15 protein-coding genes are annotated in these 14,092 nt (G+C 57.8%); 4 read left to right on the forward strand and 11 right to left on the reverse strand.

Features of this window, described 5'->3' with window-relative positions; translation table 11 throughout:
• Positions 1 to 94 precede the first annotated feature (94 nt).
• The 5 genes from ACVWVY_RS18705 to ACVWVY_RS18725 all read right to left on the reverse strand — a co-directional run bounded on the left by ACVWVY_RS18705 (position 95) and on the right by ACVWVY_RS18725 (position 3,545).
• Positions 95 to 361, reverse strand: a complete 267-nt coding sequence (locus ACVWVY_RS18705; RefSeq protein ID WP_456627749.1) for a hypothetical protein — start codon at positions 359 to 361, stop codon at positions 95 to 97.
• A 234-nt stretch (positions 362 to 595) separates the two neighbouring features.
• Positions 596 to 1,225: a sugar transferase gene (locus ACVWVY_RS18710; protein ID WP_456627750.1), complete on the reverse strand. Its 630-nt coding sequence runs from the start codon at positions 1,223 to 1,225 to the stop codon at positions 596 to 598.
• Between the two features lie 668 nt (positions 1,226 to 1,893).
• The gene (locus ACVWVY_RS18715) at positions 1,894 to 2,304 is read right to left on the reverse strand and encodes a hypothetical protein (RefSeq protein WP_456627751.1); all 411 of its coding nucleotides are present in this window, start codon (positions 2,302 to 2,304) and stop codon (positions 1,894 to 1,896) included.
• Positions 2,305 to 2,349: 45 nt separating this feature from the next.
• Positions 2,350 to 2,913: a hypothetical protein gene (locus ACVWVY_RS18720; protein WP_456627752.1), complete on the reverse strand. Its 564-nt coding sequence runs from the start codon at positions 2,911 to 2,913 to the stop codon at positions 2,350 to 2,352.
• A 356-nt stretch (positions 2,914 to 3,269) separates the two neighbouring features.
• The gene (locus ACVWVY_RS18725; RefSeq protein ID WP_456627753.1) at positions 3,270 to 3,545 is read right to left on the reverse strand and encodes a hypothetical protein; all 276 of its coding nucleotides are present in this window, start codon (positions 3,543 to 3,545) and stop codon (positions 3,270 to 3,272) included.
• Between the two features lie 223 nt (positions 3,546 to 3,768).
• Here ACVWVY_RS18725 and ACVWVY_RS18730 point away from each other — a divergent pair, with 223 nt between their 5' ends.
• Positions 3,769 to 4,440 carry a BA14K family protein gene (locus tag ACVWVY_RS18730; protein WP_456627754.1) on the forward strand — a complete coding sequence of 224 codons (672 nt, stop codon included), beginning with the start codon at positions 3,769 to 3,771 and terminating at the stop codon, positions 4,438 to 4,440.
• A gap of 67 nt (positions 4,441 to 4,507) precedes the next feature.
• On the opposite strand, the gene ACVWVY_RS18735 is transcribed toward ACVWVY_RS18730, so the two are convergent.
• Both ACVWVY_RS18735 and ACVWVY_RS18740 read right to left on the reverse strand, forming a co-directional pair.
• Positions 4,508 to 4,711: a hypothetical protein gene (locus tag ACVWVY_RS18735; RefSeq protein ID WP_456627755.1), complete on the reverse strand. Its 204-nt coding sequence runs from the start codon at positions 4,709 to 4,711 to the stop codon at positions 4,508 to 4,510.
• 500 nt (positions 4,712 to 5,211) lie between these two features.
• Positions 5,212 to 5,496 carry a hypothetical protein gene (locus ACVWVY_RS18740; protein ID WP_456627756.1) on the reverse strand — a complete coding sequence of 95 codons (285 nt, stop codon included), beginning with the start codon at positions 5,494 to 5,496 and terminating at the stop codon, positions 5,212 to 5,214.
• 366 nt (positions 5,497 to 5,862) lie between these two features.
• On the opposite strand from ACVWVY_RS18740, the gene ACVWVY_RS18745 reads away from it, so the two are divergent.
• Positions 5,863 to 6,954: a hypothetical protein gene (locus ACVWVY_RS18745; protein ID WP_456627757.1), complete on the forward strand. Its 1,092-nt coding sequence runs from the start codon at positions 5,863 to 5,865 to the stop codon at positions 6,952 to 6,954.
• A 42-nt stretch (positions 6,955 to 6,996) separates the two neighbouring features.
• Here ACVWVY_RS18745 and ACVWVY_RS18750 read toward each other — a convergent pair whose 3' ends face one another.
• Positions 6,997 to 7,242 (reverse strand): hypothetical protein, encoded by a 246-nt coding sequence (locus tag ACVWVY_RS18750; RefSeq protein ID WP_456627758.1) that lies wholly within the window; start codon positions 7,240 to 7,242, stop codon positions 6,997 to 6,999.
• Positions 7,243 to 8,248: 1,006 nt separating this feature from the next.
• Between ACVWVY_RS18750 and ACVWVY_RS18755 the strand changes: the two genes are divergently transcribed.
• Entirely contained in the window at positions 8,249 to 9,304 is a 1,056-nt protein-coding gene (locus ACVWVY_RS18755) for a polysaccharide biosynthesis/export family protein (RefSeq protein WP_456627759.1), read from the forward strand.
• 54 nt (positions 9,305 to 9,358) lie between these two features.
• On the forward strand, positions 9,359 to 10,831 hold the full coding sequence (locus ACVWVY_RS18760) for an O-antigen ligase family protein (RefSeq protein WP_456627760.1): 1,473 nt from the start codon (positions 9,359 to 9,361) through the stop codon (positions 10,829 to 10,831).
• 16 nt (positions 10,832 to 10,847) lie between these two features.
• Here ACVWVY_RS18760 and ACVWVY_RS18765 read toward each other — a convergent pair whose 3' ends face one another.
• The 3 genes from ACVWVY_RS18765 to ACVWVY_RS18775 form a co-directional block, all read right to left on the reverse strand.
• A complete protein-coding gene (locus ACVWVY_RS18765) occupies positions 10,848 to 11,501 on the reverse strand; it encodes a transglutaminase-like cysteine peptidase (protein ID WP_456627761.1) in 654 nt (217 codons plus the stop codon).
• A gap of 169 nt (positions 11,502 to 11,670) precedes the next feature.
• Positions 11,671 to 12,648 carry a UDP-glucose 4-epimerase GalE gene (gene galE / locus ACVWVY_RS18770; protein WP_456627762.1) on the reverse strand — a complete coding sequence of 326 codons (978 nt, stop codon included), beginning with the start codon at positions 12,646 to 12,648 and terminating at the stop codon, positions 11,671 to 11,673.
• Between the two features lie 593 nt (positions 12,649 to 13,241).
• Entirely contained in the window at positions 13,242 to 13,916 is a 675-nt protein-coding gene (locus ACVWVY_RS18775; RefSeq protein WP_456627763.1) for a sugar transferase, read from the reverse strand.
• Positions 13,917 to 14,092: the final 176 nt, after the last annotated feature.

Raw genomic sequence — 14,092 nt, forward strand, 5'->3', positions numbered from 1 at the left:
TATTGGCTCTCGTTTCGGCGGTTAGGCAAGCCGCCGGCCATTGACCTCTTCGATGAACCCGCTGTAGCGCAACAGGCCGCGTAATGGCTTGAGCCTAAATGCGCTTGGAAGGTACCAGATGCAGCCGGGAAAGCAGTTGGCCCAGGAGTTGGCGGCTGGTTAGCCCGATCATGTATCCCCCCTGAAGCGCGACCGCCGATGTCAGAATGGTCAGCAGCGTCTCGAAGATGGTCTGGCCGTGCCATGCCGCGAAGGCGCCGCAGGCTATCGCGGTAGTCAGCGTCAGCGGCACCAGGACAAGAAAGTGGCAATAGACGCCAAGGAAAACTCCGACCAGGCAGAGAGCGATAAGCAGTTCCATTTGCCCGCCTGTGGCTGATCCTGGCATTCAGAATCGTCGTGATGCGTTCAAATGAGTTTAATGTGATAATCATTAACGAAGACCTATCCGGGGGCGCCAGGCGTTCCAATCATGCTTTCCTGAAGCACTGAGCCATGCGCGGACGCCAAGGGACCGCTAACCGTCCTCGGATGGTGTTACGAGATCGCACTCGTCGATTCGATAAGGTGAAGAGTCTGTCGGAAAAATCGCTCCTTAGCGATGCGCTGTCGGGCCCAATGCGGCAGAGAAGGTTGAGATCGCGATCTTGGCATCCAGCAACGGAGACCAACTCCTGGCATAGTCGCAGTCCAGGCTCACTCGCTCGAGATGGCTCGCCTTGCCGTGAACTCGCCAGAGCCCGGTAATGCCCGGCTTGCACGACAGATAGGCTGCTGCCTGATCGGCGTACTGGTCGAACTCGTTACCGCTGATGGGCTGTGGTCCTACGATGCTCATGTCGCCCCGCAGCACATTGAACAGCTGCGGCAATTCATCGAGACCGGCCTTGCGAAGTACGGCGCCCAAACGTGTGACGCGCGTTTCGGCGGAGGTCTCGAAACTGAAGCACTCGAAAGCACGACCGCGAAAGCCAATCCGCCGATGGCGGGCGACGACCGGCCGTCCCGAGGCGAGGAACGTTGCAACCCCGCAGAGAACGAGGAGCGGCAGCATGAGCCCGATCGCCACGGCCGCCAGAATGATGTCGATCAACCGTTTGATGGCGCCACCTACCGGCGCAACTCTCTTCGGACCGACTCGCGTGTCCGGGATCGGTTTGGCAATTTCCGCCATGAAAGATCGTCCATCCAAAATATCGTCATCGAAAATTAAATAGAAAATCAACTTTGATATTCTATCGCAACGCATTAATTCGGCAAGCATTATCGGTCTGAGCGCATCGCTCACGCACGCCCATGTTTGTGATTGGCGTTCGGTCCGCAGTTACGAAATCACATTGCCTTCGCCGTGATCAAGAGCGCGACCCGATAACAGAGTTAACGTGCGGCACGGTCATCGGGTCGGGAATCGACTTGGTTCTTGAGCCGGTCACAATGCTCGTTCATCTTGCCCGTGTTAACGCTATGGGGTTGTAACGAGGGCGCGGTCTGAACCTGAAACGAACTTGGGTTCACTAACAATGATGATGATCCGAACCGGGTGCACCAGATGCAGCAGATCAATTCCAGGACGAATGGGGAAACCGGGATCGATTGCAACCTTGCCGAGCAATATGCCGAAATACTGCGCCTGAGAGCCCGGGTTCGACGGGCCGAGTTGGCGGCGAAAACGCGTACCCCGCCTGCGGAGCGTTCAGAGAAATCCCTGTAGGGGTATTGCCCGGCGTCGCTGACGTCAGCATGCCTGGCTGACGCCGGTCGCCCATGGGCGCATCGAGTTGCCCGTCGCTCGAACATGGTTCGTCTCGGCGGGCGCCGAAATGCATTTTTGACAATGGGACCGGCTGGCGTTCCGAGCTTCAGCGCTTCGCGTGTGAACACGAAATAATCGTGCTAGGAAGGCTGTGGAGCGAGGTGAACGGGGTTGCGAGCCTCGTTCGCCGGGTTGATTGTGGCGCTCAGAAGACAAGCACTTTGGCAAAGCGGTTCAGCGGCGGAGACGCGCAAGGGCTCGGTAATCTCCAAAACGGGTGCACTGCCCGCGCCAAACCAACGCCGGCGGCTTTGCTGAAATCCGTCAATCGCGGACCCGTCAGGTGCCGCCCTGCGCAGACGTTTATATCTGTAATGGATCCTACCAAAATACGGATGAGATATGTCGCCGGCATTCTCGTCGCCGCGGTGATTGCCGCAGCCGTCCTCCGGCATACCCTTCATGTTCATGCCGGTTTCACGCGGCCGGAGATCGCCATATTGGCGCTTGTTGCCCTGGCTGCCGTATTGACGGCGGTAGTTCTGATTCAACGCAGACGCCGCGACTGAAGGGGCGCGATAGATCGGCGCTGCCGATCAGAGCACAACCCGGCCCGTGGCGCGTTGTGGTGTCGTGTCTCTTTCCTCGACGAGCACAAGTTCTTTCTGCATGCGCTGGACAACACTTGCCAACATTTCCTCAGCCAGCTTTCGGTCCGCCTTGCCGAATTTTGTTCCCTGAACTTCCCAGTTTGGATCGAGGTGCGATTTAGGGGTCTTGCGTCCGACGATCACCCCGATGAAGTCTTGGCAGGGAGCGGTTTTCTTCATGGCCTCCAATATTGCCGCTTCGAGCTCCGCACCGGTTATCTGCGCGCGGGAATCTTTGCTCCACCACTTCTTCTTTTGCGGCCGGCCCAGGGTCTGCTTCTCCGCGCCCGGCTCTTCTTGTGGCGCTGCTTCCGAAGACGACGAAACAGTACGCGCCGCAGGCTCCTCGACCTTCAACGAAGGCTGCAATGAAGTTTTCTTTGCATCCTGATGCTTGGTCGCTCTGCTGGATCGTGCTTTCCGCCCGCTGTTGTCCCCCTTGGTGGCGTCGTGCAAGATCAGCGATATCAGCACAATCCAAAGCAATAAAATCACGATCCAAACAAGCATCGCATCACCCGCCGTCGATCTGGAGGAGGGATGTTTCCGCGCCCCCGGGAAGCGCGCAAGGTAATTTTGTTGGCGGCCGCAGCGACGGAAACCCGACCGCCGGGGCCGGGGGCGCGGTCAGGTAAAACGGGTGCCTGGCAAAGGTGTTACGTGGCTGTATCGGGCTGCGAAGGTGCACCTCGCCAGCCCATGTCGTTGGCATCAAGTGCTCAAGGAAACGGCGACAGATCGAGCCCGGCCGAGGCTCCGAAACAACGAATCGGCGCCCTGGGCGGCCAAGCGCCGCGCTCGAATAAGCACAGCCTAGTTATCCCGCTGGCCGGGTCATCGCGGATGTTAGGACGACCGTCCTGGGGTCAGTAACGCACGGAAATCACATTGGTGGCTTGAAGCACCGGTTCGCAAATCAGGATCGGACCGTAACGATAGACGTGTCGCCGGAAGAACGGCTCCCAATTTGGGGCCGGATAGATGTAGGTCGGGCGCGGCCCTGGATCGCTGCAGGCGCCCGCAGTTACCGCATACGCGCCGCCAGCGTGCCGCAAGTGGCGGGCTTCAGCGGAACCCGTAGCGGCTATCGCGGTCGTCCCCAGAATAAGAGAGGCAGTCAAAATCGGCTTGATGCTTTTCATGAATCTCGATCCCCAGATGATGAATAGTGCCGGAACATTCCCTGTGGCGTCAACCGGGGCACGGATCGACGGAAGGAGGCCACCCAGCAAAATGCGCAGTTGTGCCAGTAATTGGCCGCACGGTGACCCTTTTCGCGCCATCAGCCCGCCCAGAACAAGCTATCTATCGGAACCCATTATGGCCCAGTCTTAAATTTGTTGAGTTGTAGCCATGAGACACTTATTGGCAATTATTCTCATTTTGGCTGCAACGCTGTCGGCCTTGTTGGGGACGAGTCGCGAAGGGGTTGCCCAGACCTCCGAGCCGCTTCAGCGAGCGGGGGCTTCCGACGGCGGGCCGCCGCCCGGCGGCTGCACTCCGATCGGTGTAACTGCTTCAGGGGAAATCGTTTTCCCGTTGACTTGCAGGGACTTTATCGAGCGGCATAAGGCTGCGGATCGTGCTTCCAGCGAGGCGGATACCAAGCCCGCCGCTACCGAAATCAGCAAGGCGCCGCTTGCTCCCGAAGCCAGCAAGGCTCCGACCATCGCCGAGGCCAGAAGAGCACCGGCGACTGCCGAGGCCAGCAAGCCGCCCACCGACACCGAACCAACCAAGCGGCCAACCGCCGCCGGTAGCAGCCCGGCAGATGACAAAGAGGCAAAACCGGCAGCGACACAGGCCTTGGTGGATCCAGCCGCCCGGCCTGCAGCCAATCAGGCCGCCGGGGCGCCCGATGCAAACGGCAATTCCGAGGCTGAGCCTCCGACAACGGCAGCACTGCCCAAGCGCGGCAAGGATCGAAACCGGGTCGTCGGTACAACCGGTACGTCCGGCTGCGCGAGATTCCGGAGCTACGACGCTGCCACCGCGAGCTATCGCGATTTCAACGGGCAACGTCGGCCGTGCCCCTAGGCCAGGATGGCAAGAGGCGCGGCGGTCGCGGCAAGAAACTGACGCAATCGCCGGTGCCGCAGCTCTTTCATTTGTCCTTGCGAAGGCAAACGACGCGTCCCACGGTTTGAACCCGCTGGGTCGGAATCGGCGCGTTTAATTCGTTCCTGAGTGCTTCTGCAGCCTTGTTGCAGACCTCTTCAGAAGCAAAGGGTTGAATCACCTGCGAAGTCGGCTGGGTGGGACTTCCCAGAACGATCCATTGCAGTGAGACGAAAAGAACCCATTCCAAGGGGTGACTCCTGACAGTGTTATTCGAGCGCGGCTGTTCGTGATGCGATCGCCCCGCTGAAATTCTGAAGCGTCTGGCCGCTCATTAATCTGGAAATCGCGCTGAAGTCTAATGCGGAATTCGAAAGCTTGGCCTTGAAACGGTCCGCCAGCTAATCGTGCAATGCCTGGGGTGTATTCCTGTGCATTCGTGTCTATGATGAACGCAGCAGAAAAAAGAGGTCATATGAAAATAACGCTCACGGTTCTTTGTCTCGTTGCCTGCAGCAGTTCGGCATTCGCGCAATATGGCGTATCCAATGCCCGAGACGGCAATGGCAATCTTATTCGCGATTCCGGAATGAATTCTGGACGGACGTACGATCGCGCGCCCGTCAACAATTTAAACGCGCCTGCGAGGCCAGCGCAGAGGACGGCGCCAAACACCGGCATTAATACCGGCATCACGAACAACTCCAGGCAATAACCTGATGGAAAGGTCCGTCCGGCGCCTGCTGGTCCCTACCAGTAGACCATCGGTCTTTCCGGCGCTCCGCAAACGATCGCGCGGCGGCGTTCAACGCCCGCCGGCGTCTCGACGCGGACCGTCTTGATGCAGCCGGGATGGACCGCGAGATTGTAGTGGAAGGACGGCTGGTCGTAGTAGCCATGGATCGGGCAGAGATAGGCAAGATCCGGCCCGCAGCGAGTCAACGGATACAGACCCCCGCGTGCAGATGCTTCATCCGACAGGCCAGCAAGGGCTGCGACGATCGTTGAAAACACGGCGATCTTGATGGCGTGCATTTCCAAATCCTTGATTCGCGTGGAATGACGAGCTCTAGCTAAACAATAAACTGTAATGGGCCGGTTGGCCAAGCTCTGCCGAGAACGCCTTGGTCTATTGCCACCTGAAAGTTCTGGAATAGTCTTTGGCTCGGTGCGCGTGCTGGTACATCATGCGCCTGTGGAGCAGGAGCCGAAAACAGTAATTGCGTGATTTTGCAGTGCCTTAGGTAAAATTCTATACTCACAGAAGTAACTCTTGCCGCCATGAAGTCAGAAACGCCAACATCGGAGGGAGACGAGACCGCCCTATTCCAAGTACAGGCGGTCGAATTCGCCCTGATTCTTTCGCGGATGATAACCACCGTGAAGGACGACCCTTCACAGATGCGCCTGGCGATCTACGAATTTGCCCGCGCGCGGCTGAAGACCGACACATCCTGGGCCAACGAGGCTGAACGAAAGCGGCTCCTGACCTCGCTCGAAACGGCGATTCGTGGCGTTGAAGACTTCGCGGTCCGCGGCGGTGACCGGGCACGCATCGAGGCATCGACGCAGCCTCCGCAACTCGGAGGCCTGGGACCCCCGGAAGAAACACCGGGAACGTCAGTTGTCGAGATCCATCGTCCGGAGCCGCCGCAAACGGTCGTTCCTGCGAAGGTCGTTTATTCCTGGGACGACGTCATGCCGCCCTCGCCAGTTCGGGCTGCGCCGCTCACATCAAGGGCTGCCGGGTTCTGGGTCGGGATGCTGCTGCTATTTGCTGCAGTGGCGGGCATCGCGACTTACGCGAATACGCAACTGATATTCGCACGTATTCGCGACGCGGAAGTCAGCAAGGCGGCAACATCGGCAGGCGCGGCAGCCATAACCCCTCCCGCATCGTCGCAATCTGCGCTTCCCGCATCTCCTGTTCCTGAGACAACGGCCGCCTCGCCGCCCAAGCCACCTTTTCCGTTACCCACCGATTATGGCGTGTATGCCTTGAGCGCCGCAGGCTTGAGCGAACTCAACCTTCTGTCCGAGCAGGTGCCTGACAAGAGGGTCTCGATATCCACACCCATCAGCCAATCAAGCGTCACAACCCTTCCTGACGGAAAGGCAAGGTTCGTGGTGTTCCGGCGCGATCTGGTCGGCAACGCGCCGGAGAGGATGGAGGTTCGCGTGGTGGCCAAGGTCATGCGCGCCCTGAAATTCGATGCCAAGGGCAAGCCGATTGTTTCGCCGGTCTCCGACGCTTGGAATATTCGAAATCTGTCCTACGAATTCAGGGTTCGACCGGTTGCCGGAAATCCCGAAATGCTTCTGGTGCAACCAGCCGAACCTGACTTCACGCTGCCTGCTGGCCGCTACGCCTTGGCGCTGAAGAACCAGGGGTACGACTTCACGGTAGCCGGCGAGATCACCGATCTGTCGCAGTGCCTGGAACGGACCGACGCGGTCAACGGGTCGTTCTATTCCGGCTGTCAGAAGCCATAAAAGGCTTCGCGACAGATGCTGCTTCTAGAGTGGGAGCTTATGTCAATTGCGCTCAGCAAAACTTCCGCCAAGGCTCCTAACCAGCGAGCCTCCGAAATAACAGCTTTGAACGATCGTTTGCATCGCCATCGCTGCCAAAGCAGCGTCCAGGACGCTTAGCCCGCAGGCAATGGAAATGGCCACCGATGGCACAACCAGCAGAGCCGACGCCGAAATCAACACGCCCAGTCGCGAAGCTATGCCAAGTCCAAATCCCAACAGCATCAATAAGAGTGCCGCATACATCATGCCAGTTCCCCCCGCCGCTGAATGAATCACGCCGGTACCCGCACTCAACTGATGGCCTGCAACACGAAGCTTACTAATTCGACTGCTTGAGGTTTCTGGTCGGGGCCGACCCCGAATCGCGCCCTAACTGATTGAATCATCTGTCGTCAAAAAGATACAGCTTTAAGCTGCGCAGGTCGCCCCTCACGAGCGATTCTGCTGTCCCCGATCAATCTAGCTCACAGCCCCCGCTAGAACGTGCCGGAGGTTGCTCGGCTTAAAGCTTTGCAATCTCGCTGACGCGATCGCTTGCCGGGGACGTTAAGGGTCCGGATTTATTAGAATATAACCTTTTAAGTGCATATTCGGGTAACGGGGGCGCTGTCGGCTTGGGGCTTTTTGGCCACACTGCGGTCCGCTGGACGAATCTGGGTCGTGGGATGACGCGGGAGTGCCGCGCGGGTGCCTTTTATGTGGATGGCGGGTGGCTAAAGCCGTCCAGGAGCAAGGCGGCACGGGGGGATTATACAGCAGTTTGTTTGGAGTTTTTACCTCTTTTTGAAGATTTTCCGAACAACTCATTAGAAATACAGCGCTTTGGCCGGGTGTGGCGTGAAGGCAACGGAACGGCCAAAACCAGCTATGGGCTCGACTGGGCTGTTTAATACGAGCGACTCCCCTTGTAGGTTCCCTTTGAAACTTACTGCGAGCTTACGTCGTCTGAAACGGTCAACTTGAAACGCAGAACTGAGGGCAGGGCGTGAAATCCGGGTTGTTACCAGTTGCGGTTGTGTCAAAAAGCGGGCCAGACGGTGGCCCTCTTAATATTGCGCCACGTCCGGTCGCGGATCGACAGTCCAGCTTCCGGTGGTTGAAACGCATCGGGACGCCGCACCCCGTTCTCGCCCTTGCATTCGCGATATTGCTGCCGTCGTGCTCGGTCCTTCCAGGAACCGGGCCCAAGAGCGACGAGGTAAACGCAAACGCGACTGCCGGGATACGGTCCAATGCGGCTTTGCCGTATGCCTTGGTCGACGTCAGCGCGGACACAATCGGATTCCTGTCGCAGCCCAACCTTCTTACATTCAAAGGTCAGTTTCCCGACAAGCGGCCCAAGCCTACACAAGTGGTCGGCGTCGGCGATGTCCTGAACGTTTCGATCTTTGAGGCCGCTCCCGGTGGCCTGTTCACCCCTGGCCAATCGGCCGGCGCCCGTCCGGGAAACTTTGTTGATCTGCCGCCCCAGGCTGTGGATCAAAAAGGGAGCATTTATGTTCCTTACGCCGGCGAAATACCTTCCGCCGCCCGAACGCTACCCGAAATCCAGCAAGCCATCGTTGCTCGGCTGCGCAACCGAGCGATCGAGCCCCAGGTGGTCGTCAGCCTCAATCAGCAGCACTCGAGTGTTGTCAGCGTGCTCGGCGACGTAAATACGCCGGGCGTTCTGGCGCTCAACAGCGTCGGCGAAAGGATGCTTGCGCTGCTTGCGCGTGCGGGTGGACCAAAGTACGAGGCGATCGAGAGCTACGTTACACTGCAGCGCGACGGCAAGCGCGTGCGCGTGTCGCTGAGCCGCGTTGTTCATGATCCCAATGAGAACATCTTCATTCGTCCAAACGACGTGATATTCCTCACGCGCGAATCTCCGTCCTTCACCGCGCTGGGCGCGCTGAACCAGAACGTCTTCGGATTCAATTCGGAGATTACGTTCGACGTCGAGACGCTCACTCTCGCGCAGGCTATCGGCAAGGCGGGCGGCCTCAATGATCAGCAGTCGGATCCCGCCGAGGTCTTCCTCTATCGGTATGAAGATCGCTCCCTGTTGCAGAAGCTCGGAGTCGATACTGCAAGATTCACGTACGAAAGAATTCCCACCATCTATCACATCAACCTGCGCGATCCCTCAGGCATGTTGCTTGCCTCCGGCTTCCAGATGCGGACGAAAGACGTGATGTATGTGGCCAACGCCAAGGTGGTGGACTACTACAAGCTGCTGACGCTGATCAACAGCACGGCGAACACCGTATCGAACACAGCCAATTCGGTGACCAATGTAAACACTGCGGTGAAGACGCGGTGGTAAGCTGACCAGGGCCGAGCCTTCTGATCGGATTGCCGGCTGCAATTGGAGTTTCCGGTGCACTGGTTGAGGTCGATCCAGCTCGGACTGACCGTTATACCGCTCTGTCTGGCGCCGTTGTTTTTTGGATCGGTAGATAGGCTTTCGGTCGCAGTTTGGGTAGCGCTGCTATCGGCGGCCATGTTGTGCGGCGTAGCTTTTCCGACAAACGCCGCCCAGCGGCGTATTCTACTTGGCTTTTTTGCGGTGTGTGGCGCCTATGCGGCCGTGGCTATCATCCAGGTCATTCCTGGTTTGGTCGACGGTTGGGGCGACCCGATCTGGCAGCGCTTGAATCAACTCCTGCCGCTCCATGTTCCGTCACGGATTTCCGCCCGAGCAGAGATTCCAGTCGAAGCGGTCGGCCATTTCCTTCTTGCCGTGACTTCCTTTGCGAGCGGCTTCTTCGTTGGGACCTCACATCGCAACAGCGAAATCCTGACGACTGCTGCGCGGCATTCCATTCTGCTTTATGCGATCTATGGCATTCTGGCGCTGGTTTTCACGCCCAACATGCTGCTGTGGACGCCAAAACTCGCTTATCAGGGGAGTCTGACCGCTACCTTCGTCAACCACAATACAGCGGCGACCTTCATTGGCTGTGGCCTGATTCTCTGGTTTTGTCTGGCATTGCAGACAATTCAATCATTGCAATTTGGATCGCTTCGCGTGCTGCTCCTCACCTCATCCAATGAGCACGTAGCGTTCAAGTTGATCCTTCGTTCGGCGGCGGCGCTCACATGTTTGTTTGCGCTGCTTCTGACCGGCTCGCGCGGTGGCCTGATTTGTACGAGCTTGGGACTGTTCGTCGCGATCGGGCTGATGGCGGCGAGCGCGCTTCGGCCAAAGTTCTGGTACGCGTTTGCGTCAGCGACTGCGGCCTTGACCGCTGTGCTCATCTGGTTGAGTCAGGCTGGACGGGTGGGCAGCCGCGGTTTCTTCGACCAGGCGCGATGGTCGGTTTATGAATACTGTGTCGAATCCATTCGACAGCGGCCTTTGTTGGGTACCGGAGCCGGTACGTTTGCAGATTTTTTTCCTTCGCTTCGGGGACTTGAATTCAACAGTTGGGGCGTCTGGGATTTTGCGCATTCAACGATACTGGAGATCGCAGTCGAGATGGGGATCCCGATCGCACTGACGATCGTGTTCGGCGCCTTGGCTTCATTGTTCATTCTTGCCAACGGTGCGCTTCGTCCTTCCTTGAAGGATAGAAGTCGTAGTTCGCTGGCTGCCGTCACGGGAATCGCCGTGGCGAGTTATCTGCATTCAACCGTCGATTTTTCCTTGCAGATACCGGGCTATCTCATCGTATTCGGGAGCTTGATGGGGTGCTGGCTGGCGAGATCGGTTGCCGATCAAGTGCCGGCTCGCTCCAGCACCAGCTCCGGTACGCTCGAAGGTAGGCGTACCGGAGTTGGTGCTGGAAACGCCGCCCGCGACGCCACCGAGAGAGATTTCGTGACGGAGCTCACGAGGCAGGCCCGTTGATCCGTCGAGCCGCCCGCTAGCGGTCGGCGAGACGGATCTTTCGGTCCGCACGCGACAGGCTGGGTCCATACGCCTTTACTTCATGCCAGAACTTGGCATCGGTCGCTGACTGAATTTTGAGCCATTGATACTCCGTTTGATGCCAGGAACGGATCGTGTCGGTCAAATTGTCGAGCACGATGTCGCCCTTGGTCGTCGATACGACGAGGACCAGGTGACCAATTCCGGAGTCTGTCTTGACAACCGACAGGCGCAAAGCCTTTGCAGGCAAGCCGCCAAGCATCAGTTCGTGCCGCTTGGTCACCGCGTAGTCGTTGCAATCACCCAGGGAGGGCGCAATGGTCCATCCACCTCGGTATTCGGGTGCTTGGCTCTTCATCACTGGGGCAATCTCGGCGTTAACGCCGCGGTTGACGCGTTCCAGCAATGCGGAAGTCTCGGGGCTAAGCTCGATCCGCTCAATCTCGGTCGCGTCCGACTTGCAATCCGAAGGATAGCGCAGACAGAAGCGCACGTGCTGAAATGGCGCGAGCGTCGGCGAGGCGGCTGCGATCAATGGCGCGGAGGAACGGACGTCGTGCTGCGATCCGTTGCGAGCGTCAGCGCCTGCGGAAAGCAGGCTGGCCGCGGAGGCAAGAACCGTTAAACAAGCTGAACTGCGTCGTGCCATGTACCATTCACCTGATCGTTGCGATGCGACCGCCGAGAGGCGCGCTGTTGATCGGTGAATACAGGTACCCGCGTTAAATTCTCGCTATGCAAAGAGGTTAAATAACCATTGAGGAGAAGCGAAAAATTCGAGGAAATTTTGTCGCACCCGCCATTTGGAAGTGCCGGCATCAAGCCGGTAGATACTTCGAATGCCAGTTCCAGGCCGTCTCGATGATCGAGTTGAGATCGTGACGCGGAGTCCAGCCGATGGTACGGCGGGCGAGGGCATTGTCGGCGACCAGAGCGGGAGAGTCGCCCTCGCGGCGGGGGCCGTATTGAACTTCGAAGCTTCGGCCGACAACCCGCTGGACGGCATCGAGCATTTCCTTCACCGTGGTGCCGTTTCCGGTCCCGAGGTTCAGGGCGTGGCTGGTGCCGTGCTTCAAAAGATGCTCGACCGCACGCGTGTGCGCATCTGCAAGGTCGAGGACGTGGATGAAATCGCGAACACAGGTGCCATCCCGCGTATCATAGTCGGCGCCGAGAACCTGAAATTGCGGCCGGCGGCCCAGCGCTGCATCCATCGCGATCGGGATAGCGTGCGTTTCCGGCGAGTGCCATTCTCCAATCCGGCCTTCAGGGTCAGCACCAGCGGCGTTGAAATAGCGCAGGATGAAGGAGCGGAATCCCTGATAGCGATCCAGATCTCGCAAGGTCTGTTCGACGATGAGCTTGGTTTGCCCGTAGGGATTAATCGGCTGCTGGGGATGTGTTTCGTCCATCGGAGTCGATAAAGGAACTCCGTAGGTGGCGCATGTCGAAGAGAAAACGATCTTGTCGACACCCGCCGCCTGGGCCGCGCGGAGCAGCGTAATCGTGCCAGCGACGTTATTTTCGTAATAGCCACCCGGATCCCGGACGGATTCGCCAACCTCAATTGCCGCTGCAAAATGGATGATGGCGCTCGGCCGGTGTCTTGCGATGACCTCGTCCAATCGCTCGCGATCGCGAATGTCACCTATTTCCAGAGGCCCCCATTTGACAAACTCGGCATGACCGTTCGAGAGGTTGTCGTATACGATTGGCCTGAAGCCCTTGCTGAATAGATCGAGGCAAGTGTGGGAGCCGATGTATCCCGCTCCTCCGACAACAAGAATATTTTGCATCGTCTCTCCGCGGGACTGGCAGACGCCTGCGTCGCAAGTCAGAATAAGGTTGACCAAAGTTTGGTTACGTATGGAACGACTGGCCGAAAAATTTCGAACAAACCCCAGCCCAGGAAACCGAGCCACGCGATCATCGCCATTGCGATTGTCGCTACAAGCAGACCAACGACGATCCGTCGTCTCAATGCCCCAAGGGAGGAGCCGGATTTGATCCGCGGATCTTTGAGATCGATTGGCTTGAGATTATTCATTGGCGCCGTCGCTGTGTAATAAATGCAGTAGCGACACCGCAGCCTCCAATCAATGTCTACGGTGAATTAACGTAAAGGGGCGAGAGTTTAACAAATTTGCGCGATTTATCGTTCCGATGTCTTACCCCTCGAATGGTGTGGGCTTCGCTGCGGCACCTGTCGCAGATGGCAGTCCTGACTGCGGCACGACATTTCGAACGTGGAAGCGTCGCGCTACGTGAAAGCGGCTTCGCGCAGATCACGGACAAAGGTGGACCTGCGTGCCGAGCTTTCGCGGAGTTGTCCGACCGAAGATATTCAGCCTTCGCCCAAGGCCTCCTGGAAAGACTTGGCAGAGGCCGATCAGCAGGCGGTGTCCGGAATGAGCAGAGAGGGAATTGTCACGATCAATATTTTTGCGTCGAGCTTCATCGACCACGTCTGAGCATACTGCGTGTCAAACGCGACCCGCTCTTCGTAGGTGGTCTTGCTGCGCCCACTTACCTGCCACAGTCCAGTAATGCCTGGTCGGCATGCCAGATAGGCGCCAATCGAGCCCGTATAGCGCTCCAACTCTTCGTTGGTAACCGGACGAGGACCAACAATACTCATGTCGCCCCGCAGTACGTTGAACAGCTGCGGCAATTCATCGAGACTGGATTTGCGAAGGACGGCGCCGATCGCGGTTACACGCGGATCATATCGCAACTTATGCGTGGCCGCCCATTCTGCCGCGCTTGCCGGATCGCTCTCAAGCAAATCACGCAGACGCTTCGGCGCATCGACCGCCATGGTGCGGAACTTAAGGCAACCAAATTGCTTGCCGTTGAAGCCCACGCGCCGGTGCCGGAAAAGGGCAGGACCGCTCGACGTCGAGGTTATTGCAACGAAACAAATGAGTAAAAGCGGCGCCAGAATAATAATGCCGGAAATCGCCAGGATAATATCTACAATTCTCTTTGGACCCGACCCAATCGGGGACTTAGGCTCTGCTCGTCCAATTCTGCAAACATCATCAAAGTCGGCAAAGCTCGTCATTCCGGTACTCCAAAAAAGTGCGTTAAAAGTACGCCAAACTTTCAAATCTTTCTTTTCCTTTACGGCTCCTTAACAGGATACTGGGCACTGCACAATTTGAGCAAGAGCGATTTCTATGCATTTTAGTTAAATACATTAAAGCGCTAACCGGTTAGGTTAATTAACGATTTTGGCCC

It is taken from the genome of Bradyrhizobium sp. URHC0002 (genome assembly GCF_054059515.1).